This is a genomic window from Salinivibrio kushneri, assembly GCF_027286325.1.
Classification (GTDB): domain Bacteria; phylum Pseudomonadota; class Gammaproteobacteria; order Enterobacterales; family Vibrionaceae; genus Salinivibrio; species Salinivibrio kushneri_A.
Genome location: NZ_CP114588.1, coordinates 394,185 through 418,814 on the forward strand (window position 1 = coordinate 394,185; position 24,630 = coordinate 418,814).

The window sequence follows — 24,630 nt, forward strand, 5'->3', positions numbered from 1 at the left end:
AGATAAGCCGATGATTAGACAGCGAACATTGAAAAGTATGGTCCAAACGACTGGTGTGGGTCTCCACTCTGGGCGTAAGGTTACGCTTACTCTGCGTCCGGCTCCTGCCAATACCGGTGTGATTTACCGTCGCACAGACATGGAGCCGCCGGTAGATTTTCCGGCTAACCCTGAGGATGTGCGCGACACCATGTTGTGCACCGCCTTAGTCAATGACGCGGGTGTTCGCATCTCAACCGTTGAGCATCTCAGCGCAGCGATTGCAGGCATGGGGATCGATAACATTATTATCGAAGTGGACGCGCCAGAAATTCCGATTATGGATGGCAGTTCAAGCCCGTTCATCTTTTTGCTGCAGTCTGCGGGTATCGACGTCCAAAACGCACCAAAACGGTTCATTCGCATTAAAAAGCCTGTTCGCATTGAAGACGATGACAAATGGGCGGAGTTATTGCCTTACAATGGCTTCCGTCTTGATTTTGCTATCGAATTCGACCACCCCGCGATTGAATCAGAGCAACAAAACTTGGTGCTGGACTTCTCTAGTCAGTCTTTTATTAAAGACTTAAGCCGTGCTCGTACCTTCGGTTTTATGCGTGATATCGAGTACTTGCAGTCACAGAATCTGTGTCTGGGTGGCAGCTTCGATTGTGCCATTGTGCTGGACGATTACCGCATCTTGAACGAGGAAGGTCTGCGTTTTGACAACGAATTGGTCAAGCACAAGGTGCTGGATGCTATCGGTGACCTCTACATGTGTGGTCACAGCATTCTTGGTGAAATGCGTGCGTATAAATCGGGCCATGCACTGAACAATAAACTGCTGCGCGCGGTGTTAGCGGACCAAGAAGCGTGGGAGTGGGTTACGTTTGAAGAAACGGAGACTTCTCCAGTGGCATTTGCGGAGCCGGGGATGGTTTTGGCCTAACCCTCAGTCTGCTCAGTGCGCGTTTGCACGGTAAAGGCGCAATGCACCATGCTGAGGCGAAGTAAACGCTGAGGCAAAGTAAACGGCGAATACCAAGCAATTGATAATATAGAAAGCCAGAGGTCACTCTGGCTTTTTTTGATCTTCGGCGAGTTTAGCTAAGGCTTCGAACCGTGCTTTTAGCTTGGGAGAGGCGCCGTTACCTAGCGCACGCAGTAGCTCACCAGAGGCTTGGCTAAGGTGGCGGGGCGGCGCTGTTTCTTTGTCTTCTCGATCGGCAGCCGCAAGTGCCGGGTTAATTTTCACTTCAATGGTTGTCAGGCTTGCCAGACCCTTATTACGCAATACCGACAATAAGTGCTGCCGTTCATAGTTAAGTCGCATCGCCCAAGCGGCACTGCCCGCCTCAACCACTAATACGCCATCACGATAGTTCGCGACGCGACAAGCCTTAGACGTTTCACCGGGTAATAACGCCAAGATCAGCTTGTTTAGCTTCGCAAGCTCAACCGCTCGCTGAGCAATATTGTTAGGGTCGCTCTCCAGCAGGTGCAGGGTAGAGCGGGGACGGTGGTCTCTCATCGCGCGATAACTGCCTTTTTTCTCATCAATCCGGTGCCTGAACGGGCGCACAGCGTCTAATTTTCACTAATTGATCCCTTGAGTATGGGATTTGTCATAGGATGTGAAAGTAATTTACCTTATCATACATGCTCCACCTCGGCATGTAGCCTACCGGGTTGATATATCGGTATGTCCTGAGGTGATCACCAGAGAGTGAACAAACCATTCACAGGTAAGTGTCGCATGGGTTAGGCGATGGCAGCGTATTTTTTCCGTGCCATCTACCACATTTACATTCAGTCACGTGGAAATCGTTGTGAAGTGGCGTTATCGCCCTTGAATTCTGTCCAATTGGGCTCCACTTAAAGAAGATGCGTTTTGGCATCTAGTGTTGAATCGATGAGCTTAAGCCAACCCGCGTTTGAACTGAAACACGCCAGCATAGAGGCTGTGTAGCGGCCGCCCATGTGGGAAAACCATTAAAAAGAGTACCGGCAACGCCATGTTATCGAAAGTCCTGACTAAAGTTATCGGAAGCCGTAATGACCGCACCTTGCGTCGGCTGCGAAAAGTTGTTGATGAAATCAACAAACTCGAACCCCAATTTGAAGCATTGAATGATGATGCGTTAAAAGCAAAAACCGTTGAATTCCGCGAGCGCCTTGACCAAGGGGCTGCGCTTGATGACCTCCTTCCTGAAGCCTTTGCCACTGTACGAGAAGCGTCCAAACGTGTGTTTGGCCTACGCCACTTTGACGTGCAAATGGTTGGCGGTATTGTGCTTCACAATGGCCAAATTGCAGAAATGCGCACCGGTGAAGGTAAAACCCTGACCGCGACGCTACCTTCTTATTTGAACGCACTGACAGGTAAATCGGTTCACATTGTGACGGTGAATGATTACTTGGCGGAACGTGATGCTGAAACCAACCGTCCGCTGTTTGAGTTTTTAGGAATGACGGTTGGCGTTAATGTGCCTAACATGCCACCAGAAGCGAAGAAAGCGGCTTACGCATGTGATGTACTTTACGGTACCAATAATGAATTCGGTTTTGATTATTTGCGTGACAACATGGCATTTCGCGCAGAAGACCGTGTGCAACGCGATCGCTATTTCTCGATTGTCGATGAGGTTGACTCGATCCTCATTGATGAGGCGCGTACGCCTCTGATTATTTCTGGGCCAGCAGAAGACAGCTCGGAGATGTATCAGCGTATCAATGCCTTGATCCCAAGTTTGAAACAGCAAGAGCAAGAAGATACCGAAGATTATCAAGGTGATGGCCACTTCACGGTCGATGAGAAAGCCAAGCAAGTGTACATGACCGAAAACGGGCAAGAGTTTGTCGAAGACTTGCTCAAGAAAAACGGCTTGATGGGAGAGGATGATACCCTGTACTCTCCGGCCAATATCAGCCTGATTCATCATATTAATGCCGCATTACGCGCGCACGTCTTGTTTGAGCGCGACGTTGATTACATCGTTAAAGACGATGAAGTGATCATCGTGGATGAGCACACTGGGCGTACCATGCCGGGACGTCGTTGGTCGGAAGGCTTACACCAGGCGGTGGAAGCCAAAGAAGGGGTGAAGATTCAAAACGAGAACCAAACTCTGGCCTCGATCACCTTCCAAAACTTCTTCCGTTTGTATGACAAACTCTCAGGCATGACAGGGACCGCGGATACCGAGGCGTTTGAGTTCCAGTCTATTTATGGCCTAGACACCGTGGTTATCCCGACCAACCGGCCAATGGTGCGTAAAGATCACGCCGATCAGGTCTACATGACCGAAAAAGAAAAGTTCGCCGCTATTGCGGAAGACATCAAGACACGCTCTAAAGCCGGTCAGCCGGTGTTGGTCGGGACGGTGTCGATTGAAAAATCTGAATTACTGTCCAATGCGCTGAAAAAAGACGGCATCAAGCACCAGGTGCTTAATGCTAAATTCCACGCCCATGAAGCGGATATTGTTGAGCAAGCCGGTTACCCGGGTGCGGTGACAATTGCTACCAACATGGCCGGTCGTGGTACCGATATCGTGTTGGGTGGCAGCTGGAAACAAGTGCTGGGTGATGTCGAAAACCCGACCGACGCGCAAGTAGAAGCGGCGAAGGAGAAGTGGCAGCAGCTTCATGACCAGGTCGTTGAAGCCGGCGGTTTACATATTATTGGTACTGAACGTCACGAATCACGTCGTATCGATAACCAGCTACGTGGTCGTGCCGGCCGTCAAGGTGACCCAGGTTCAACCCGTTTCTATTTGTCGATGGAAGACTCTTTGATGCGGATCTTCGCCTCAGAAAAAGTCTCTAACATGATGAAACGATTAGGGATGGCGGAAGGCGAAGCCATTGAGCACCCATGGGTCAACAAAGCCATTGAAAACGCGCAACGCAAAGTGGAAGGGCGTAACTTTGATATTCGTAAGCAACTGCTCGAATTTGATGATGTCGCCAACGACCAGCGTAAAGTGGTGTACGAGCTACGTGATGCGCTCTTAGTTTCTGAAGATATCAGCGAAATGATCGAGCACAACCGCGAGGATGTGGTCAATAACATTGTGAACCAGTACATACCACCACAATCACTAGAAGAAATGTGGGATATTGCTGGCCTTGAAAAGCGCCTTAAAGCGGATTTTGATCTCGAACTGCCGATTCAGCAATGGTTGGATGAAGACGACAAACTCTACGAAGAGTTACTGCGCGAGCGCATTCTGACTGCTCTGATTGAGGTTTATAAAGGCAAAGAAGAGGCGGTAGGGGCAGAAACCCTGCGTAACTTTGAAAAAGCGGTGATGCTGCAAACCTTGGATACGCTTTGGAAAGAGCACCTCGCGGCGATGGATCACCTCCGTCAAGGTATTCACTTACGTGGCTATGCACAAAAGAACCCGAAACAAGAGTACAAGCGCGAATCGTTTGAGCTGTTTGAGGGGATGCTAGAAGCGCTGAAAACCGATGTGGTGACAACGCTCAGCCGTGTCCGCGTGCAACAGCCGGACGACGTTGAGCGTATGGAAGCTGAGCGCAAAGCACGTGCTGAGCAGGCTGCGCAAAAGCAGCAAGTTAACCATGCGCAAGCCGATAACCAGTTTGATGATAGCGACAGCGCCGAACAGGGTGGCAACGAGACCGTGGTGCGTGATGGTCGCAAAGTCGGTCGTAATGAGCCTTGTCCTTGTGGATCAGGGAAGAAATTTAAGCAATGTCACGGTAGAATCTAAGCCCTGACCATGCGTTATCAAAAAGGCCGTTTATCGGCCTTTTTTTATTATCAGGAGAGGCCATGAAACGGGTAAGTATTGCCGCTGGCATTATTGTTAATCCGACACAAGACAAAGTCTTTATCACTCGCCGTCATGCTCACGCCCATCAAGGGGGAAAGTGGGAGTTTCCTGGCGGAAAAATTGAAGGGAGTGAAACCCCGCAACGCGCATTGTTAAGAGAATTAAACGAAGAAGTTGGGATTACTGCAAAAGCGGTCAGCCCCTTTATATCGTTAGACTTTGACTTTCCCGACAAAGCATTAAGTTTGGATTTTTTCTTGGTCTGTGACTTTGACGGTGAGCCCCAAGGCTGTGAGGGGCAAGAGGGTATTTGGGCACCGATTGCCGAATTGGATAACTATCCGTTTCCCGATGCCAACGATGCGGTATTAGAAAAAATTCGCGCTCGGTTCTGAGCGCGAGAGAGGAGAGGCATTGTAGAAAAGTGGACAGGGGCAGAACGTTTATTCGTGCTGCCCTTCTGACCAGAGATCATCATCCGAAAGGTCAGGGGCACCGGGGATAGCTTTTTCTTCACTGGCCCATTCGCCCAAATCAATCAGCTGACAGCGTTTACTGCAAAATGGACGATGTGGGCTGATCTCTCCCCAAACCACAGGCTGTTGGCATGTTGGACATTGGACAACGGTAGGGGCATCACTCACGTGGATCTCCTTAACAAACACTGATATGAACAGACATATTGTCGGCGACCTCGTGATCGTCGTCAAATGGCATAAAGCGGATCGCGAAGCGGTTTTTGTGTCCAGATACTAACGGGTAGACCCCAAGGTCGGGGGAAATTTTGAGTCGTATCAAGCAAGCCCCGTCCGCTTCTTGTTGGTAGAAACCCTGTTGAACCGTCGCTGTGCCGCCGTGTGCGCTTTCACGTGTGAGTTGCAGCCAGAACGCCAAAGCGTGACGTAATGGTGCCAGGGTTTCCATCCAGGCCTGAATCGCACTTTGACGAGCGGCAAGCGGTTGATGAAGCCAGTAGTGGAAATTGGGTAGATCAAAGCTACAGCTACCACCAGGAATAGAAAAGCGCTGCTTGATGCTGGTTAAAAAACGGTCTTCTTTTAACGGTTGGCCGAAGCGCTTGGCCTGTAATACCGCGCGTTGATGCTCGCCAAGTTGGTCGAGGAGCTGATTGAGCTGTGTCTGATCAACCTGGGGCACGTCAGCCCATGCTTTGAGTTTTTTCTTGAGTTTGTCCAAGTCCTTGGCGAGATCCGCTTTCACTTGCACCTGCTCTAAAATTTCCAGTAGATCAAATAAGCTGCGGAAAAATTGGATATGGTGGCAGGGTGCGGAAAGCCCGCTCACTTCGTCCAGTTGATCGAGCAGATACTCCAGGCGCAAGTAAATTCGCACCTGTTCATTGAGTGGGTGTTCATACAAAGTGAGGCTGGTCATAAGCGTTTTAGCTGTCCTGTCCGACTATGGGTCGGCGTTTGCCTGAGTTGCCAAGGTTAAATACATGTGATGTAAGGCATCAACTTGTCGATCAAGTTCCGCTTCGGTTTGCGTATTATCGATCACATCATCGGCGACGGCGAGGCGTTGTGCGCGATTGGCTTGTGCGGCCAAAATCGCGTGAACTTGTTGTTCGCTAACGTGATCACGCGCGAGCGTGCGAGCGATTTGTGTTTGCTCGTCCACATCGACGACCAACACCCGTTGCGTCAATGACATCAGGTTATTCTCTACTAACAAGGGCACCACAAGCAAACAATACGCTGAATTGGCTTGCGCACAGGCTTGGATCATGCGCTGGCGGATCATGGGATGAAGCAGGTTATCGAGCCATTGCTTATCGTTTGGATGACTAAACACCCGCTCACGAAGCCAAGCACGATCTAGGCTGCCATCTGGGGTTAATGCCGGCGTGCCAAAGCGCCCAACAATCGCGGCCAGGCCGTCACTATCGGGGGCAACCACCTCGCGGGCGATCACATCGGCATCAATAATATCAATACCCTTGGCGGCGAAACGGTTGGCAACCGTGGTTTTTCCACTACCAATCCCTCCGGTTAACCCGACCACAACGGCCATTAGCGCACTCCCAAAATCTGTGAAAGGTACCAGTATAACAGGCTATCGCCCCAAAGCAGACTTAGCCAGCCTGCGACCGCAATAAATGGACCGAAGGCAAATGCGTGTTGCAGACTTTTTCGTTGTTGGCGCAGCAATAGTGCTCCGACGATGGCGCCACTCAGTGAGGCGACTAAAATCAGTAGCGGTAAGGCTTGCCAACCGACCCAAGCCCCCAAAGCCGCAAAAAGCTTAAAGTCTCCATACCCCATCCCTTCTTTGCCGGTGGTGAGCTTGAATGCCCAGAAGAGGCTCCAGAGGCTCACATAACCAACCATGGCGCCAATGACACTCTCACTGAGGGTGACAGGACTGATGCCGGTGAGGGCGAGGCCTATCCCTGCCCACATTAAGGGTAAGGTGAGTTGGTCGGGCAGCAACAGGGTTTCCCAATCAATGAGGGTCAGCGCCAGTAAAGTCAGGCTGGCCCCCATCACCGCGATGGCCCATGCTGGTGAGGGAATAAGCCATGCGGGGAGCATGCAAAGCATCGCGCTGGTCAGCTCAACCAATGGATAACGTTTACTGATGGAGTGTTGGCAATGACGGCAGCGGCCTTTTAAAACCAGCCAACTGAAAAGCGGGAGATTGTCATACCAGCGAATGGTTTGCTTGCAGGCCGGACAGTGAGATGCGGGGAGACACAAATCAAAACGCTGCGCATCAGGCGCGTCAATGCCAGCATCGGGAAACGTCGCCAAGCATTCTTGACGCCAACGACGTTCCATCATGATGGGCAAACGTGCGATGACCACATTTAAAAAGCTACCGATAATCAGGCCAAATAAGCCAGCAAAAAAAATGAATAACGGTGATGAGAATATCAACATGGGACCTTCTGGGTATAAACCTTGTGCGCATCATAGCGTCTTGCGTTGTCAGACTCTATCTTGGCTAGCCAAGAACAGACATCAGATTGAAAATGGGTAAATACATGGCTACCACCAAGCCGCCAATCAATAGCCCCAGCACTAAAATTAACAGGGGCTCGATGATTTTACCGAGGTTGTCCACGGTGTTATCGACCTCCGCTTCATAGATTTGTGCGACACGGTTAAGCATATGATCGAGCGACCCCGATTCTTCACCAATCATCACCATTTGTGTCATCGTCACGGGGAAGCTATCACTGTCACGCAATGCTTGGTAAAGCGGAATACCGGTGGCTGTGTGTTGATATACCGCCTTAAGTGCGTGGGCATAATAAGCGTTGGTCATGGATTTTGTTGCGGCTTGTAAGCCAGAGAGTAACGGAATACCGGCACTAAAGGTGGTGGCTAAGGTGCGAGAAAACTTGGCGATGCAGGCTTTGCTCACCACGTCACCCATGACGGGGAGCCGGAGTAGCCAGCGATGATAGTGATGTTGGTAAGTCGCATTTTTGCGCTGTAGCACTAGGTGCAAAGCGGCAAGGCCCGTCACCATTAGTGTGATGGTTAAGGCGTGCTGACTCACCATGTCGGATAAGGCGAGGACTTGTCGCGTGAGCCAAGGCAGTTCTGCCCCGAATGAGTTGAAAATATGTTTAAATTTTGGGATCACGAACACCAACAGATAGGCACTGACGCCTAATGCCACGCTGACCACGATGCTAGGGTAGATCATGGCTTTAATCACTTTACTGCGAAGTAGTGCCTGCTTTTCACGGTATAGGGTCAGGCGAGCAAAGATCTCCGGCAGTTGCCCGGTTTGTTCGCCCGTTGCGACCAAATCGCAATAAAAGCGATCGAATAGGGGACTCGCGTGCGCCAACGCATCGCTCAAATTGGTACCCGCCTCGAGTTGCTGGCGGATATGACGCACCAGCAAGCGCATTTCGGCTTTGACCTGATTGAGCGCGATGAGGTTGAGGGCTTGTACGATGGGGATCCCAGACTCTAGCAGGGTGGTGAGATCGCGTGAAAACTGGGTGATATCCGCGGCTTTGGCTTTATGGCGGCGCTGCTGAAAACTCGATAGCCGGCGGCGAATGAGGCGAGTGGGGACAATGGATTGACTCGCTAGCTCTTGGCGTGCGTCTCGCTCGGTATAGGCGAACAATTGCCCTTTTTTTTCACCACGGGCGGCGGCCTGGCGCCAATGAAAAAGAAACAGGGTAGATTTGGCCATAAAGACTCCTTAGGCAAGCTGAATAACGCGGGTAAGCTCTTGGATGCTGGTGATCCCTTGGTTGAGTTTGGCAACCCCAGAGTCGGCCAATCGCCACATGCCTTCTTCGGTAGCCAGTTGGGTTAGCTCAATCGCGCTGGCATTTCGGTAAATGGCGCTGGCAACCTTTTCTGTTACGGGGAGCACTTCGTACACACCAGTACGCCCTTGATAGCCTTGATAGCACTGGTAACAGCCTTGAGAGTTAGCTTGGTACAGGGTGCTTGGGGTTAAGCTTGGGTAGAGGTTGGCTAAGTACTGAAGACGTGGGTCATCAGACGGGTGCGGCCGTTTACAAATCGGGCATAAACAGCGTACCAAGCGCTGAGCCACCACCAAGGTCAGTGAACTGGCAAGATTGTAGGGCGCAATGCCCATATGGGCTAAACGGGTGATGCTTTCGGCCGCAGAATTAGTATGCAGCGTCGATAATACTAGGTGACCGGTTTGCGCGGCCTTGATCCCGATTTCAGCGGTGTCGAGGTCGCGTATTTCTCCTACCATCACCACATCGGGATCTTGGCGCAAAAAAGCGCGGAGTGCGGTGGCGAAATCTAAACCGATGTTAGGATTAACATTGACTTGATTGATGCCTTCTAGCTGGATCTCGACCGGATCTTCGACGGTGGCAATATTGCGCTCAGGTTGATTGAGGTACCGTAGCCCACTATACAAAGAAACGGTTTTGCCACTTCCCGTCGGGCCGGTAAATAAAACCATCCCTTGCGGCCTATCCAATGCGTCTTGATAGCGCTGGCGTTGCCACTCAGTTAAGCCTAAATCATGCAGCGTCAATTGCTGCTGACCATTATCTAACAGACGAACGACTACTTTCTCACCCCAAATGGTTGGCAAGGTGGAGACGCGCATATCGACCGTATGATCGGCGGTGAGGGTCAGCTTAATGCGCCCGTCTTGTGGCAAACGTCGTTCGGCAATATTGAGTTGGGCTAAGATTTTGAGTCGGGTCGACAGCCGCCGCGAGACCCCCGCTGGAGGGTGAGCATAGGTGTGTAATAAACCGTCTTGGCGAAAGCGAATTCGATAGTGATGCTCAAAGGGCTCGAAGTGCACGTCGGAGGCTTTTTTGCGCACTGCATCCACCAAGATCTGTTGAATATAACGACTGATGGGCGCCTGATCGCTTTGTAACTCGACACTGTCTTCTTGTGGGCTATCGGTGACGGTTAGGGCCGCTAAGTCCTGATCACTGATGGTCATGCCATCGCCCGTGCCATCGATATCTGCACCATATAAATGACGCAAAGCGGCATCCAAATCCGGCTGACTAAGCACCACTAACCGGACATTGAGCCCAGTAGAAAAGCGAAAGTCGGCGACCGCTTCTTGGTTATCTGGATCACTGACCCCCAGTAATAGCTCTTGGCCTTGCTGGGCAAGCGGCAACACTTGGTGACGCTGAATCAAATCGCGCCTATCTAGGGCATAACAGGTGTCTTTATACGGGTACTGATGGCTTTCCGAAAAAGGCAGGTGATGCTGACTCGCAAGGGTGTGGGCGAGCGCGGTGGGGTCAACCCCAGCATCGAGTATATGCGCAAGACTGAGCGAGGTATTGTCGCCAATGCCCAGCATATCGCGCTGGGCATCAGTCAATAAACCGGCTTGATACAACGGAGCGGTTGGGATCATTGTCTGCTTATGCTTTTTTACATCCTTTAATCTCACCATCTTCGAAAGTTTCTTTCGTTGTGTATTTACATACCCAAGCAAAGTCGTTTTTCTCAAAGGTAATTATTGTCCCGTCAATAGAGCTATTTCCATTAAACGTGACTTTCAGCTCAGTCCCTTTGGCATTTTCGCCTTCTCCACCTTCTTCACTAGCACCTGAGACGGTGACTGTTGCTAGCTCTCCGAGATTCGTAGCGTCACCTAATTTTTCTCCAAATTTACTCGCTGTCGAGCCACTATTTTCATCCAAATAAAGATCTAACCGTGTAAGAAGAGCACGGCCTGATGCTAACCCTGAGTTAAATTCAGCAATTTTTTGTTTATTGACATAAGCGGGGACGGCGATGGCAGACAGGGCTGCGATAATGCCGACGACGATCAGTAACTCAATCAAGCTAAACCCTTGTTGCTTTTTCATCCTATTTCTCTCCTCTCAATGATGGTCGGCCGCCAACGCGGTGGCCGCGAGTGCAGCGACTTTACGCTTGTGAGCGCGGCGCGAAAAAGAGGGGAGAGATGAGTTTGAGACTGAAGGGTAAAAGCTGGATGTAACAGTATTTTTTTCTAATGTAGTGTTCGACTCACCACAAATTTTTTGCCACAAAAGAGCGATAAAAAGGCCGCCCATCGCGGGCGGCCTGGTCGAATCTGAGTGAGCGTACGTGTTATTGAAAACGCATGGATAAATCGAGTGCGGTCACGTGCTTGGTAAGCGCGCCCACAGAAATATAGTCCACCCCAGTAGCGGCGTATTCTGCCAACGTTTCAAGCGTGACGTTTCCTGAGACTTCCAACGCCACTTTATTTTGGTTCAGGGTCACCGCTTCACGCATCATCGGCACACTAAAGTTATCTAACATCACAATATCGGCCCCAGCGTCGATGGCTTGTTTGAGCTCATCCAGAGTTTCGGTTTCTACTTCTACCGGTTTATCAGGATTAAGCCGGCGCGCTGCTTTGACGGCGTTCTCTATCCCGCCACAGGCAAGAATATGGTTTTCTTTGATCAAATACGCATCAAAGACACCAATGCGATGATTATGACCACCACCGCAGGCAACCGCGTACTTCAGCGCACTACGCAGCCCCGGAATGGTCTTACGCGTGTCGAGCAATTTGGTGTGGGTGCCTTTGAGTGCTGCCACATAGGTTGCGACCTTACTCGCACATCCAGAGAGGGTTTGAATAAAGTTCATCGCATTGCGTTCACCGGTCAACAAGACACGCGAGGGTCCCTGTAAGGTACAAAGCGATTGGTTGGCGGTGATGGCGTCGCCGTCCTCGACATGCCACGTCAAGGTGACGTCGCCACCGAGCTGATGAAACACTTCATCCGCAAAGGCACGGCCACAGAAAACGCCATCTTCTCGGGTGATCAATGTCGCTGTGGATACCGAGTCTGCCGGGATCAGGCTGGCGGTTATGTCTTTACTGGCGTCGATCTCGCCACCCAGATCTTCTCGTAGGGCGTCGGTCACCGCGCGGGTCACATCGGCGCTGAGGTGAGAAGTGAGATAGGCCAGGCGGCGCTCGCTGTCATGGACAGCATGAAAAGGGGTTGATGTCATCATGGCTTACCGCGGTCATCAAAAAGTGGTCGAATGATAACGCTGGTGATAACGAAATGCAGCTTTTCTCTCTCGTTTCCTCACATTCGTCTATTTTTTTAATCATATTCTGTCTTTTAAATTGTCTACACTTTAGGCAGAAACAGTCAAAGAGGTGATGCCATGAAGCGAGGGTTAGCGCTGGTGGCCATGATAGCGATTGCGTTGATTGGTTTTCGTGCTTGGCAGCAACTAAGGCCACCGGTGTCCGAGCCATTATCGTCACTGACCATTGCGGTCTCGCTCACTCCCTTATCGGCACCGATTATTGTGGCTAAGGAGCAAGGTTTGTTTAAAAAGCAGGGTATCGATATGACCCTTAAGCCGGTTCATGGGGGCGTAAAGAGTTTTCAAACCTTAATGTCAGGGGAAGTGGATTTAGCCACTACCTCGGAGACGGTGGTGATGTTTAACAGTTTTGAGCGCGATGACTTTAATGTGCTAACCAGCTTTGTCGAATCAGATAACGACGTAAAACTCTGGTCTATTCGCCGTGAGATTAGCAGCTCGCTGGTGGACGCACTCGACAAGGCACGCGTGGGCATTGTTGCGTCGAGTGCCAGTGAATACTTCTTTGATTCTTTGCTGCAATTGCACGATATACCCAGAGCTCAGGTGGAAAAAGTCTACTATTCCCCTGAAACACTGCCCAAGGCGCTCCTCGATGAGGAAGTGGATGCGATAGCCATATGGGAGCCCTATGGCTATCAGCTACTCAAGCAGTCCAACCAGCCGGTGCAGTCGCTTGACAGTAAAGGCTTGCACAGCCTCTCTTTTCTACTGGTCAGCGATCGCTTACTCGTCAATAAGCAACACCAGGACATGCAACGGGTTGTCAGTGCCCTAGACGACGCGGTGAGCTTTATTCATCAGCACCCAGAACGGGCTAAGGCACAGGTCTCCGCGTACCTTGACATGTCAGACGATAAACTCAGTTGGCTATGGCAAGATTACTTATTCCGCCTTTCATTGAATGACTCATTGTTACTGCGGTTAAAAAACCAAGCGCGATGGGCGCAAGAGGCGGGTTTAGTGGAAGGGAACACTCCGTCATTCCGCCACATACTCAACCCAGGCCCCTTGGTTGAGGCCACGCAAAAAGTGAGTTTATTAGAATGAGGATTGGTCAGCAGCTCAGTATTGTTGTCTATGCCTGTACGGCGCTTACTTTTGTTACGCTGTTAATTACGGTGGAGCTTTTTTACAAGCAAAATCAAATCCAAGCACGGTTAGACAGTATTGTGGCGGTACACTCGCAGATTGATAGCTTGCGAGGCCGTTTATGGTTATATCGTCAATACCCCAGCACACAAACGCGCCAAGATGTACATCAGTCCACCAACGCATTGCGGGCGCAACTAAACAGTGATAAAGAGGCGTTACCGCCGCAGTCCGCGCAGTCGATTCGACTCGCGGCAAACAGCATTGACCGCTTATTGGGGATTACCGCTGATCAGCTAGATGGTAACCCCTCTGTGGATGACAGGCGTTTGATGCTGTTTTCGCGTTTTAATGTGCTGCTGCAGGCGATGAGTGAAACCGCTTTTTCGGTGCGTCAGCAAGTTATGCACCAGTCGGGGCAGCAACAGAAAACCCTACTGGTGGTACATGGTGGCGTACTGGTGGTGTTAGCCTTGTTGGTAACCATGTTTGTGACCAGCTTACGGCGGCGGCTAACGCACCGTCTAAAAGCATTGCATTCAACGATTACGCAAATCAAACAAGGTGACTTGACCACGGAATTAACCTTGACTGATAAAGATGAGCTGACTGAATTGGCTGATCATGTCAATGACATGAAACGTGCGCTGAGCCATACCATGGTGGACAAGAAACAGCTGAGCGAAGAAGTCGCACGGCAAACCCAACAGCTTCGCGAACAGCAGCATCAGCTTAAATTCCTTGCTGAACACGATGAGCTGACCGGTTTGTTCAACCGACGCGCGTTCGAATCGCATGTAGATGTGGCGTTGATGCGTGCTAACCGCGCGCAAACTAATGCCGCTTTACTGTTCATTGATTTGAACAACTTTAAGCAAGTGAATGACACCTATGGGCATGGCGTCGGTGATGAGTTGCTCAAGGTGGTCAGTCAGCGCCTAAAACAGTCCGTGCGCCGGTCTGATTTGGTTGGCCGCTTGGGCGGTGATGAGTTCATTGTCTGGCTGGATTTATTAGCGGACAAATCGGCGTTGAATGAAGTGATCACACGTATCCAAGACGAAATGCATGCTCCGATACAAGTTGCAGATACCTCGTTGTCATTGGCCATTAGTATTGGTGTGAGTTGCTTCCCAACGGATGGGCTTGAGCTGCAGCAGATGATGAATCAAGCCGATGCCGCTATGTATTACGCCAAAACCCATCCGTCAGCGCGCTGTTGCTTGTATTCCAATCTTCCAGCTGACCAGATAAAGTAGCGATTTTGCTCAAGCGGATCGGGTATGTCTTTTTCACAGATTGACAATCATTGGTTGGTAGGCGCGCGCGCTTGCCTGTCTCCTCATCATAACCAACGTCCGGATAGTAACGATATCTCCTTGCTGGTGATCCACAACATCAGCCTGCCGCCCGGTCAGTTTGATGGCCCCTATATTGAGCAGTTTTTTCAAGGGCACCTCGATCCGGCTGAACACCCTTATTTTGCCGAGATCGCATCGCTTCGCGTCTCTGCCCACCTACTGATCCGACGAGATGGAAGTGTGATCCAGTTTGTACCATTCAGTGCGCGTGCATGGCATGCTGGCGCTTCGTGTTTTGACGGTCGGCAGCAATGTAACGATTTTTCTATCGGTATTGAGCTAGAGGGCACAGACACACATCCATACACCGAACAGCAGTACCAATCGTTAGCGGCGATCACGCAGACGCTGATGCAGTACTACCCAGCCATTACCCGTGATCGAATCACAGGACACCAACATATTGCCCCAGGACGTAAAACGGATCCTGGCGCGGCGTTTGACTGGAAAAAGTTACACGCACTGATTTAAATGCCTATGGCGTTGACCGACACAAATGGTCTGACCAATTTTGAGGGGCTGAGTATTCGTGGCTGTCAGGCTAAAAATACACAGGTTTCCATGATGTCAATCAAAGTTCAGGTGGACAGAATACCCGCTGTCTGGTAACTTTAGGGATCAATAAAGTAATTGGTCTTACCAATTTACAATCAGTCAGTTTCTGCAGCTAAGCACCATGCTCTGGGTGCAGATGGTCAATAAATACAATGGCATATCAGCGAATTCGTCAACCTAAACTCTCGGATGTAATTGAAAAAGAACTCGAAGGCTTAATTCTGGAAGGGACCTTGTCTCCAGGCCAGAAGTTACCGCCTGAACGAGAGTTAGCGACGCAATTTGATGTGTCTCGCCCGTCAGTGCGCGAAGCGATTCAACGGCTTGAAGTGAAAAAGCTACTGACGCGCAAGCAAGGTGGCGGCACCTTTGTCAGTGAACGCCTTTGGCAACGCTTCTCTGAGCCACTGCTAGAGTTATTGGCGGACCATCCAGAAACCCAACTTGACTTACTGGAGTCACGACATGCCCTAGAGGGCATTTCTTCGTATTTTGCCGCACTACGGGGCACAGAAGAGGATTTTTCTCGTATAGAAGACTGTCATGATGCCATTCGTCAAGCGCAGAAAAACGGGGACTTAGAGGCAGAAGCATCGGCTGTGATGCAGTATCTCGTTGCCGTAACGGAAGCGGCGCATAATGTGGTGTTACTTCATATTATGCGTAGTCTCGCGCCGTTACTGGAACAGAATATTTTGCAAAATTTTGAGCTACTTTATCGCCGTCAAGAGACGGTGGAAAACGTCAGCCGACACCGAGCTGAGATAGTGGATGCGATTACCGCTGGTGAACCAGAAAAAGCCAGACAAGCGTCGCATGCACACTTGGCTTACATTGAGGAAACTCTGTTGGATCTTGGTCGAGAAGAAAGCCGTCGCGAACGGTCTCTACGTCGAATTCAACAACGCAAGGACGAGTTGGAGTAGCCTTATTCGCATCTATAGAAACGCGAAAGGCACTGCAGCTGCGACAACGTTTGTTTTGTACGAGTCAATCAACGAAAGGATAGATCGCCATGTCTGAAGTCATGAAACATGACGTGGACGCACTTGAAACACAAGAGTGGTTGCAAGCTCTTGAGTCAGTCGTTCGTGAAGAAGGTGTAGAACGTGCCCAGTTCCTTCTGGAGCAAGTATTAGGGCAAGCACGTTTAGACGGTGTTGACATGCCAACGGGCGTGACCACCAACTATGTAAATACCATTCCTGCTGATCAAGAACCTGCTTACCCAGGTGATGTGAATCTGGAACGCCGTATCCGTTCTATCATTCGTTGGAACGCAATCATGATCGTGTTGCGTGCGTCCAAGAAAGATTTAGAGCTGGGTGGCCACATGGCATCATTCCAGTCTTCGGCGGCATTTTATGAAACCTGCTTTAACCACTTCTTCCGTGCGCCTAACGAGAAAGACGGTGGCGACCTGGTGTATTATCAAGGTCATATTTCTCCAGGTATCTATGCGCGTGCCTTTGTTGAAGGCCGCTTGAGCGAAGAGCAGCTCGACAACTTCCGTCAGGAAGTTGATGGCAAAGGGGTGTCTTCATATCCACACCCGAAACTAATGCCTGAGTTCTGGCAGTTCCCAACCGTTTCTATGGGTCTGGGTCCCATCGCGTCTATCTATCAAGCGCGTTTCCTCAAATACCTCAACGGCCGTGGTCTAAAAGACACCTCTGAGCAGCGTGTTTACGCGTTCCTCGGTGACGGTGAGATGGATGAACCAGAGTCACGCGGTGCGCTATCATTCGCGGCGCGTGAAAAACTGGATAACCTTTGCTTTTTGATTAACTGTAACCTGCAGCGCCTTGATGGCCCTGTAATGGGTAACGGTAAAATCGTTCAAGAGCTGGAAGGCCTCTTTAAAGGCGCTGGCTGGAACGTGATCAAAGTGGTTTGGGGTTCCGGCTGGGATAAACTGCTGGCCAAAGACACCTCGGGTAAATTACTGCAGTTGATGAATGAAACCATCGACGGTGATTACCAAACCTTCAAATCAAAAGATGGTGCCTACGTGCGTGAGCACTTCTTCGGCAAGTACCCAGAAACAGCCGCCTTGGTTGCGGATATGACTGACGAAGAAATCTTTGCGCTTAAGCGTGGTGGCCATGAGCCATCAAAACTGTTTGCGGCCTTTAAAGCGGCCCAAGAGTGCAACGATCGCCCAACCGTTATCCTAGCGAAAACCGTTAAAGGCTATGGCATGGGTGAAGCGGCAGAAGGCAAAAACATCGCGCACCAAGTGAAGAAAATGGACATGACTCATGTTCACGCTATGCGCGACCGCCTTGGCCTGCAAGACTTGCTGTCTGATGAAGACGTACAAAACCTGACGTACCTGAAGCTGGAAGAAGGCTCTGCCGAGCACGAATACCTGCATGCGCGCCGTAAAGCCCTGCACGGTTACACGCCGCAACGTCTGCCTAACTTTACTAAAGAGCTGACGCTGCCAAAACTGGACGACTTCTCCGCATTGCTGTCTGAGCAAAAGCGTGACATCTCGACCACCATGGCATTTGTGCGCTCTTTGAACGTACTGCTGAAAGACAAAAGCATTGGCAAAAACATTGTGCCTATCATTGCCGACGAAGCACGTACTTTCGGTATGGAAGGCCTGTTCCGTCAAGTAGGTATCTACAACCCACACGGTCAGACTTACACCCCAGAAGATCGTGGCGTGGTGTCTTATTACAAAGAAGACCAAGGCGGCCAAGTACTGCAAGAAGGGATCAACGAGCTAGGCGCGATGTCATCGTGGGTAGCGGCAGCGACCTCTTACAGCACTAATGATCTGCCAATGATCCCATTCTACATCTACTACTCAATGTTCGGCTTCCAACGTGTTGGCGACATGGCGTGGATGGCGGGTGACCAGCAAGCGCGTGGTTTCCTATTGGGTGCTACTGCCGGTCGTACTACCCTGAACGGTGAAGGCCTACAACACGAAGACGGTCACAGCCATATTCTGGCGAGCACTGTACCTAACTGTGTTTCTTACGACCCAACCTTCGCGTACGAAGTGGCAGTGATCATGCAAGACGGTATCCGTCGTATGTACGGTCCTGACCAAGAAAACATCTATTACTACCTGACGCTGATGAATGAAAACTATCATCAGCCAGCCATGCCTGAGGGCGCGGAAGAAGGTATCCGTAAAGGTATCTACAAACTAGAAACCTACACGGGCGACAAAGCGAAAGTTCAGTTAATGGGCTCTGGCACCATCATGACTGAAGTGCGCAAAGCGGCGAAACTGCTTAGCGATGAGTTCGGTGTGGCGTCTGACGTATACAGCGTGACTTCGTTCAATGAGCTGGCACGTGACGGTCAAGATGTCGATCGCTTCAACATGCTAAACCCAGATGCAGAAAGCAAAGTGCCTTACATCCAAACCGTGATGGGCACAGAGCCAGCGATTGCTGCTACCGACTACATGAAGAACTACGCTGACCAAGTTCGTGCGTTTGTCCCTGCTGAATCTTATAAAGTGTTGGGTACAGACGGCTTTGGCCGCTCTGACAGCCGTGAAAACCTCCGTCGTCACTTCGAAGTGAACGCAGGTTATGTGGTTGTTGCGGCACTTAATGAGCTGGCTAAGCGTGGCGATGTTGATAAGAAACTGGTAGCTGACGCTATCAAGAAATTCGACATCGATACCAACAAAGTAAACCCGCTGTTCGCGTAAGAGGCTGAAATAATGTCAATCGAGATTAATGTACCTGACATCGGTGCGGATGAAGTAGAAGTGACTGAGATCCTTGTCAGCGTGGGTGACAAGGTTGAAGAAGAGCAGTCGTTAATCACCGTTGAAGGTGATAAAGCATCCATGGAAGTCCCTGCATCACAAGCGGGTGTGGTCAAGGAAATTAAAATTGCCGAGGGTGACAAAGTCACCACCGGCTCTTTGATGATGATCTTTGAAGCGGAAGGCGCTGCACAAAGCGCGCCAGCGCAAGAGGCGGCACCTGCTGCTGCCCCAGCAGCCGCATCAGAAATCAAAGAAGTGCACGTGCCTGATATCGGCGGCGATGAAGTTGAAGTGACCGACATCATGGTGGCGGTAGGCGACAGCGTCGACGAAGAGCAATCATTGATCACCGTTGAAGGCGACAAAGCCTCAATGGAAGTGCCGGCACCGTTTGCGGGTACCGTTAAAGAGATCAAGATTGCCTCGGGTGACAAAGTGTCAACTGGCTCTCTTATCATGATGTTTGAAGTCGGCAGCAGCGCCTCTGCTGAGGCGCCTGCACAAGCTGCACCTGCGGCCCCAGCCGCGTCGGAAAACAAAGACGTAAACGTTCCTGACATTGGCGGTGATGAAGTCGAAGTGACTGACATCATGGTCGCTGTAGGCGATACGGTTGAAGAAGAGCAGTCACTGATCACCGTTGAAGGCGACAAAGCGTCAATGGAAGTCCCTGCACCGTTTGCAGGTACAGTTAAAGAGATCAAAATCGCCGCGGGCGATAAAGTGTCTACTGGCTCGCACATCATGGTGTTCGAGGTGGCGGGTAGCGCACCCGCAGCGGCACCTGCTGCAGAGGAAAAATCTGCGCCTGCGCAAGCACCAAAAGCGGAAGCCCCAGCAGCAGCTAAAGCTGACGCCGGTAAAGACGAGTTCGTCGAAAACAAAGAGTACGCCCATGCGTCACCTGTTGTTCGCCGTCTTGCGCGTGAATTCGGTGTTAACTTGGCGAAAGTCAAAGGTACTGGCCGTAAAGGGCGTGTACTGAAAGAAGACGTGCAAGGCTACGTGAAAGAGGCGCTGAAGCGTCTTGAGTCTGGTTCAGCGTCTGGCTCAGGCGACGGCAGCGCACTTGGCCTGCTCCCTTGGCCGAAAGTGGACTTCAGCAAATTCGGTGAAACCGAAGTGAAGCCACTGTCTCGCATCAAGAAGATCTCGGGTGCGAACCTGGCACGTAACTGGGTGATGATCCCGCACGTGACCCAGTGGGATAACGCTGATATCACTGAAGTGGAAGCGTTCCGTAAAGAGCAAAACGCGATCGAGAAGAAGAAAGAGTCGGGCATGAAGATCACCCCATTGGTGTTCATCATGAAAGCGGCGGCTAAAGCGCTGGAAGCTTTCCCTTCATTCAACGCGTCACTGTCTGAAGACGGTGAAAGCCTGATCATGAAGAAGTATGTCAACATCGGTATCGCGGTTGACACACCAAACGGTCTGGTTGTGCCTGTCTTTAAAGACGTCAACAAAAAAGGCATTCACGAGCTGTCTGAAGAGCTGATGGTGGTATCGAAGAAAGCTCGTGCCGGTAAGCTGACGGCGTCAGATATGCAGGGTGGTTGCTTTACCATCTCTAGCCTAGGTGGCCTCGGCGGTACGGCATTTACGCCAATCGTTAATGCACCAGAAGTGTCTATCTTGGGTGTGTCTAAGTCAGAAATGAAGCCAGTATGGAATGGTAAGGATTTTGAGCCTCGCTTGATGCTGCCGCTGTCGCTGTCTTACGACCACCGTGTGATTGATGGTGCCGAGGGTGCGCGTTTTATTAGCTACCTCAACGGCCTACTGTCTGATATTCGCCGTTTGGTACTCTAATCGCAATACCAACAACCCGACTGACCGGTTAAAGGTCGGTCGGGAATTGTTGTGCAGCTCACAGGCTATGGGTTTTTATTTTTCAGCCCATTAACATGGCTGTAAACTGTGGCTCCCAGATACCCACAACAATAAAAAATTACCGCTCTTAGCCTGTCAGGGAATAAGACTATAACGAGGTCAGAATGAGTAAAGAAATCAAAGCGCAAGTCGTCGTCCTTGGCGCTGGTCCTGCTGGATACTCCGCCGCTTTCCGCTGTGCCGACCTAGGTTTGGAAACCGTATTGGTTGAACGCTACAACAACCTTGGCGGTGTGTGTCTAAACGTCGGCTGTATCCCATCTAAAGCCCTACTTCACGTTGCCAAAGTGATTGAAGAAGCCAAAGCCATGGCCGAGCACGGCGTGGTATTCGGCGAACCACAAACCGATATCGACAAGATCCGTTCTTGGAAAGATAAGGTCATTGGTCAACTGACTGGCGGCTTAGGCGGTATGGCCAAGCAGCGTAAAGTGACAGTCGTCAATGGCACAGGCCGTTTCACTGGCGCCAACACCCTGTTAGTCGAAGGGGAAGAAAACACCACCATCAATTTTGATAATGCCATCATCGCGGCCGGCTCTCGTCCTATCGAGCTGCCATTTATTCCGCATGATGACCCACGCATTTGGGACTCCACCGACGCCCTAGAGCTCAAAGAAGTACCCGAGAAAATGCTGTTAATGGGTGGCGGTATCATCGGCCTAGAAATGGGAACCGTGTACCACGCACTTGGCTCACAGGTTGATGTAGTCGAAATGTGCGATCAGGTGATCCCTGCGGCAGATAAAGACGTGATCAAAGTCTTTACTAAGCGTATCAGCAAGAAGATGAACCTCATGCTGGAAACCAAGGTGACTGCGGTAGAAGCCAAAGAAGACGGCATCTACGTCACCATGGAAGGCAAGAAAGCCCCAGCAGAGCCTGTGCGCTATGACGCTGTCTTGGTTGCTATCGGCCGTAGCCCGAATGGCAAGCTGCTTGATGCGGGCCAAGCGGGTGTTGAAGTCGACGATCGTGGCTTTATCAATGTTGATAAGCAAATGCGCACCAACGTGCCGCACATCTATGCGATTGGTGACATCGTGGGTCAGCCTATGCTGGCGCACAAAGGTGTACACGAAGGCCATGTGGCTGCAGAGGTTATCTCAGGTAAGAAGCATTACTTCGATCCAAAAGTGATCCCATCGATTGCGTACACTGAGCCAGAAGTGGCGTGGGTCGGCAAAACCGAGAAAGAGTGTAAAGAAGAAGGCATTAACTACGAAGTGGCGACCTTCCCATGGGCGGCTTCAGGTCGTGCGATTGCGTCTGACTGTTCAGACGGCATGACTAAGATGATCTTCGATAAAGACACCCACCGTGTGATCGGTGGTGCGGTTGTTGGTACTAACGGTGGTGAACTGTTAGGCGAGATTGGCCTTGCTATCGAGATGGGTTGTGATGCCGAAGATGTCGCATTGACAGTACACGCTCACCCAACCTTGCACGAATCGGTTGGTTTGGCTGCAGAAGTGTTTGAAGGCTCAATCACTGATATGCCTAACCCGAAAGCGAAGAAAAAGAAATAAACCACGCGTTTATATTTTTCTGACTCAGCCCCGCAATGCGGGGCTTTTTTGTATCTGTGAACCCGTGTAGATCGTGAACAAAAAAGCGGGCCAAGGCCCGCTACGTGCGTTGGTCGGTAGCATCGCAATGGTTTAGAGCTTAAAGCTCCCTACCAAAGTATCAAGACGTTTGGAAAGATCGCGCAGTGACTCACTGGCTTCTGCCATGGTATTGGCAGTATCAGCGGTTTGCTGCGAGCTGTGGTTAATCTCTTCGATATTTTGGTTAATGTCGTTGACCACGGTTGACTGCTCTTCAGTCGCGGTAGCCACTTGGGTGTTCATGTCCGAGATTTGCACAATTTGCTCGTTGATTGCATTGAGCGATTGTGAGGCCTCATCGGAAGCATTCACCCCTTCAGCGGTCATGGTGCGGCTTTGCTCCATGGCATCCACCGCGTTGCGCGCTTCTTGCTGAAGACGGTCAATCATGGTCTGGATTTCGTCGGTGGAATCAGAGGTACGGCTGGCCAAACTGCGTACCTCATCGGCAACAACCGCAAAGCCGCGTCCTTGTTCGCCGGCTCGCGCCGCTTCAATCGCCGCATTCAGCGCCAGTAAGTTGGTTTGCTCGGAGATCCCGCGAATCACATCCAAAATGCCGCCGATCGAATCGGTGTTTTCAGCCAAAGCACTGATCACTTTCGACATATTTTCCATGTCATCAGCCAGTCGAGCAATGGTATCCCGTGCCTGGGTCACCACGCCTTGGCCACTTGCCGCATCATCAGAGGCTTGGTTGGCGGCACTGGCAGCGCTGGCCGCATTGCCTGCAATCTCATTGACGGTGGCCCCCATTTCATTGATGGCGGTGACCACTTGCACCGTACGATCCCGCTGATACTCGCTTTGTGATTGGGTGGCGCCGGCTTGTGATGACACTTGCTCGGCCGCACTGCGTAACTCGCCACCGGTACGGGCAACGTCTGAGACCAAACGATGGATTTTCTCGACAAAGCTATTAAAACCAGAGGCCAGTTGACCAATCTCATCTTGGCTGTTGATATCTACACGTTGGCGCAAGTCCCCTTCACCTTCACCAATCTCACGGAACACATTGGCCACGTATTGGATCGGTTTGGTAATGGTCGCAGCGAGCCATACGGCAACGACGATAAAAATGAGACCGACGACGACCGATACCATCAGGATTTGATTACGCGTTTCATTGAGAGGTGCGTAAACCTCTTCGGCAGGGACATCTGCAATAACAAACCAATCCATGGAGGGCACATAACTGGATGCGAGCAGCACTTCTTCACCATTAATGCTGGTGTCGAGCAGGTTAAAGTCACCTTTTTGCAGCAAGCTGCGGGCTTGACCACCATAAATATCGCTTAAGGTTTGCTCGCCCATCAGATTGGTGTCGCGGTGCAGTTGCACGAGACCGTCAGCGTTGACCAAGAAGACAAAACCAGACTGTTCAATTTTAAACTGATTCAAAAAGCGGGTCATGTCCTCCAGCGAGCGTGAGAAACCGGCCAATCCTTTACCATTCAGCTGTTGGAAGTTGACAAAGAGCTTGAGTTCGCCATTTTCTTCTTGGAAAACTTGGGCCATGGTGGCATTGCCGCTATCGAGGAAGTTGTAAAACCAACTATCCTTTTCACGCGTTAACACTCGCAAAAAACCGTTTTGGTTCCAATATTGCCCAGTATTGCGGTTGGCAATGGAGGCATCATTCAAACCGTATTGCTCACGTAATACGTTGAGCTGTTTGATCACGCGGTTTTCTTCTGCGGGCGTAATATCTTGGTTGATGATATCTAGCATCACAGGGTTAGAAGCCAGCTGACGTGCAGCGGATTGTAGTTGGTTGACCTCACTATCAATGGTATCTCTAAACTGGGTGAGGGTGGTGGGAAGCTCATTTTCTAACAGGCGCTTTTCCATGATGTCGCGTGCTTGGCTCAAGCTCATGTAACTGATGATGGCGGTGGAGGCGATCACCGCTGAGACAAATGCCAGCACGAGTTTTTGTTTAATCGTGAGTTGCTTTAGCTTCATGCCCTTCTCTCTATTTGGTCTATTAACAGACGATAG

20 protein-coding genes are annotated in these 24,630 nt (G+C 50.8%); 10 read left to right on the forward strand and 10 right to left on the reverse strand.

Annotated features, from left to right (window positions below; genetic code table 11):
- Positions 1-10 precede the first annotated feature (10 nt).
- A complete protein-coding gene (lpxC, locus tag N8M53_RS01995) occupies positions 11-928 on the forward strand; it encodes a UDP-3-O-acyl-N-acetylglucosamine deacetylase (protein ID WP_077578710.1) in 918 nt (305 codons plus the stop codon).
- A 123-nt stretch (positions 929-1,051) separates the two neighbouring features.
- On the opposite strand, the gene N8M53_RS02000 is transcribed toward lpxC, so the two are convergent.
- A complete protein-coding gene (locus tag N8M53_RS02000; RefSeq protein WP_269579284.1) occupies positions 1,052-1,510 on the reverse strand; it encodes a DUF721 domain-containing protein in 459 nt (152 codons plus the stop codon).
- Between the two features lie 484 nt (positions 1,511-1,994).
- Here N8M53_RS02000 and secA point away from each other — a divergent pair, with 484 nt between their 5' ends.
- A complete protein-coding gene (gene secA, locus N8M53_RS02005) occupies positions 1,995-4,721 on the forward strand; it encodes a preprotein translocase subunit SecA (protein ID WP_269579285.1) in 2,727 nt (908 codons plus the stop codon).
- A gap of 62 nt (positions 4,722-4,783) precedes the next feature.
- A complete protein-coding gene (mutT, locus tag N8M53_RS02010; protein ID WP_269579286.1) occupies positions 4,784-5,179 on the forward strand; it encodes an 8-oxo-dGTP diphosphatase MutT in 396 nt (131 codons plus the stop codon).
- Positions 5,180-5,227: 48 nt separating this feature from the next.
- Here mutT and yacG read toward each other — a convergent pair whose 3' ends face one another.
- The 8 genes from yacG to nadC form a co-directional block, all read right to left on the reverse strand.
- Complete coding sequence (gene yacG, locus N8M53_RS02015; protein ID WP_269579287.1) at positions 5,228-5,428, reverse strand: DNA gyrase inhibitor YacG; 201 nt, start codon at positions 5,426-5,428, stop codon at positions 5,228-5,230.
- Between the two features lie 10 nt (positions 5,429-5,438).
- Complete coding sequence (gene zapD, locus N8M53_RS02020) at positions 5,439-6,179, reverse strand: cell division protein ZapD (protein ID WP_269579288.1); 741 nt, start codon at positions 6,177-6,179, stop codon at positions 5,439-5,441.
- Positions 6,180-6,203: 24 nt separating this feature from the next.
- Positions 6,204-6,818, reverse strand: coding sequence for a dephospho-CoA kinase (gene coaE / locus N8M53_RS02025; protein ID WP_269579289.1), 615 nt, complete (start codon positions 6,816-6,818; stop codon positions 6,204-6,206).
- Positions 6,818-7,687: a prepilin peptidase gene (locus tag N8M53_RS02030; protein ID WP_269579290.1), complete on the reverse strand. Its 870-nt coding sequence runs from the start codon at positions 7,685-7,687 to the stop codon at positions 6,818-6,820. The genes coaE and N8M53_RS02030 overlap by 1 nt, the downstream gene beginning before the upstream one ends.
- 64 nt (positions 7,688-7,751) lie before the next feature.
- Positions 7,752-8,966 carry a type II secretion system F family protein gene (locus tag N8M53_RS02035; RefSeq protein ID WP_269579291.1) on the reverse strand — a complete coding sequence of 405 codons (1,215 nt, stop codon included), beginning with the start codon at positions 8,964-8,966 and terminating at the stop codon, positions 7,752-7,754.
- Between the two features lie 9 nt (positions 8,967-8,975).
- Positions 8,976-10,658, reverse strand: a complete 1,683-nt coding sequence (gene pilB, locus N8M53_RS02040) for a type IV-A pilus assembly ATPase PilB (protein WP_269579292.1) — start codon at positions 10,656-10,658, stop codon at positions 8,976-8,978.
- A gap of 7 nt (positions 10,659-10,665) precedes the next feature.
- Positions 10,666-11,115: a pilin gene (locus N8M53_RS02045; protein ID WP_269579293.1), complete on the reverse strand. Its 450-nt coding sequence runs from the start codon at positions 11,113-11,115 to the stop codon at positions 10,666-10,668.
- A 247-nt stretch (positions 11,116-11,362) separates the two neighbouring features.
- Positions 11,363-12,268, reverse strand: a complete 906-nt coding sequence (gene nadC / locus N8M53_RS02050) for a carboxylating nicotinate-nucleotide diphosphorylase (protein WP_269579294.1) — start codon at positions 12,266-12,268, stop codon at positions 11,363-11,365.
- Positions 12,269-12,427: 159 nt separating this feature from the next.
- Between nadC and N8M53_RS02055 the strand changes: the two genes are divergently transcribed.
- The 7 genes from N8M53_RS02055 (at position 12,428) to lpdA (ending at position 22,548) form a co-directional block, all read left to right on the forward strand.
- Entirely contained in the window at positions 12,428-13,423 is a 996-nt protein-coding gene (locus N8M53_RS02055; protein WP_269579295.1) for an ABC transporter substrate-binding protein, read from the forward strand.
- On the forward strand, positions 13,420-14,724 hold the full coding sequence (locus N8M53_RS02060; protein WP_269579296.1) for a diguanylate cyclase domain-containing protein: 1,305 nt from the start codon (positions 13,420-13,422) through the stop codon (positions 14,722-14,724). The genes N8M53_RS02055 and N8M53_RS02060 overlap by 4 nt, the downstream gene beginning before the upstream one ends.
- Positions 14,725-14,748: 24 nt before the next feature.
- Positions 14,749-15,297, forward strand: a complete 549-nt coding sequence (ampD, locus tag N8M53_RS02065; protein WP_269579297.1) for a 1,6-anhydro-N-acetylmuramyl-L-alanine amidase AmpD — start codon at positions 14,749-14,751, stop codon at positions 15,295-15,297.
- 236 nt (positions 15,298-15,533) lie between these two features.
- Complete coding sequence (pdhR, locus tag N8M53_RS02070) at positions 15,534-16,307, forward strand: pyruvate dehydrogenase complex transcriptional repressor PdhR (RefSeq protein ID WP_077578724.1); 774 nt, start codon at positions 15,534-15,536, stop codon at positions 16,305-16,307.
- Positions 16,308-16,396: 89 nt separating this feature from the next.
- Positions 16,397-19,063 (forward strand): pyruvate dehydrogenase (acetyl-transferring), homodimeric type, encoded by a 2,667-nt coding sequence (aceE, locus tag N8M53_RS02075; RefSeq protein WP_269579298.1) that lies wholly within the window; start codon positions 16,397-16,399, stop codon positions 19,061-19,063.
- Positions 19,064-19,075: 12 nt separating this feature from the next.
- Positions 19,076-20,938, forward strand: coding sequence for a pyruvate dehydrogenase complex dihydrolipoyllysine-residue acetyltransferase (gene aceF, locus N8M53_RS02080; protein WP_269579299.1), 1,863 nt, complete (start codon positions 19,076-19,078; stop codon positions 20,936-20,938).
- Positions 20,939-21,123: 185 nt separating this feature from the next.
- The gene (gene lpdA / locus N8M53_RS02085; protein WP_269579300.1) at positions 21,124-22,548 is read left to right on the forward strand and encodes a dihydrolipoyl dehydrogenase; all 1,425 of its coding nucleotides are present in this window, start codon (positions 21,124-21,126) and stop codon (positions 22,546-22,548) included.
- 132 nt (positions 22,549-22,680) lie between these two features.
- Here lpdA and N8M53_RS02090 read toward each other — a convergent pair whose 3' ends face one another.
- On the reverse strand, positions 22,681-24,594 hold the full coding sequence (locus tag N8M53_RS02090; protein WP_269579301.1) for a methyl-accepting chemotaxis protein: 1,914 nt from the start codon (positions 24,592-24,594) through the stop codon (positions 22,681-22,683).
- Positions 24,595-24,630 lie beyond the last annotated feature (36 nt).

Coding starts and splice junctions, on each gene's coding strand:
- mutT (WP_269579286.1), top strand. CDS start 4,784: ATGAAACGGGTAAGTATTGCCGCTGGCATTATTGTTAATCCGACACAA.
- lpxC (WP_077578710.1), top strand. CDS start 11: ATGATTAGACAGCGAACATTGAAAAGTATGGTCCAAACGACTGGTGTG.
- zapD (WP_269579288.1), bottom strand. CDS start 6,179: ATGACCAGCCTCACTTTGTATGAACACCCACTCAATGAACAGGTGCGA.
- nadC (WP_269579294.1), bottom strand. CDS start 12,268: ATGATGACATCAACCCCTTTTCATGCTGTCCATGACAGCGAGCGCCGC.
- N8M53_RS02055 (WP_269579295.1), top strand. CDS start 12,428: ATGAAGCGAGGGTTAGCGCTGGTGGCCATGATAGCGATTGCGTTGATT.
- N8M53_RS02030 (WP_269579290.1), bottom strand. CDS start 7,687: ATGTTGATATTCTCATCACCGTTATTCATTTTTTTTGCTGGCTTATTT.
- aceE (WP_269579298.1), top strand. CDS start 16,397: ATGTCTGAAGTCATGAAACATGACGTGGACGCACTTGAAACACAAGAG.
- pdhR (WP_077578724.1), top strand. CDS start 15,534: ATGGCATATCAGCGAATTCGTCAACCTAAACTCTCGGATGTAATTGAA.
- ampD (WP_269579297.1), top strand. CDS start 14,749: ATGTCTTTTTCACAGATTGACAATCATTGGTTGGTAGGCGCGCGCGCT.
- N8M53_RS02045 (WP_269579293.1), bottom strand. CDS start 11,115: ATGAAAAAGCAACAAGGGTTTAGCTTGATTGAGTTACTGATCGTCGTC.
- N8M53_RS02035 (WP_269579291.1), bottom strand. CDS start 8,966: ATGGCCAAATCTACCCTGTTTCTTTTTCATTGGCGCCAGGCCGCCGCC.
- N8M53_RS02090 (WP_269579301.1), bottom strand. CDS start 24,594: ATGAAGCTAAAGCAACTCACGATTAAACAAAAACTCGTGCTGGCATTT.
- aceF (WP_269579299.1), top strand. CDS start 19,076: ATGTCAATCGAGATTAATGTACCTGACATCGGTGCGGATGAAGTAGAA.
- coaE (WP_269579289.1), bottom strand. CDS start 6,818: ATGGCCGTTGTGGTCGGGTTAACCGGAGGGATTGGTAGTGGAAAAACC.
- secA (WP_269579285.1), top strand. CDS start 1,995: ATGTTATCGAAAGTCCTGACTAAAGTTATCGGAAGCCGTAATGACCGC.
- lpdA (WP_269579300.1), top strand. CDS start 21,124: ATGAGTAAAGAAATCAAAGCGCAAGTCGTCGTCCTTGGCGCTGGTCCT.
- N8M53_RS02060 (WP_269579296.1), top strand. CDS start 13,420: ATGAGGATTGGTCAGCAGCTCAGTATTGTTGTCTATGCCTGTACGGCG.
- N8M53_RS02000 (WP_269579284.1), bottom strand. CDS start 1,510: ATGAGAGACCACCGTCCCCGCTCTACCCTGCACCTGCTGGAGAGCGAC.
- pilB (WP_269579292.1), bottom strand. CDS start 10,658: ATGATCCCAACCGCTCCGTTGTATCAAGCCGGTTTATTGACTGATGCC.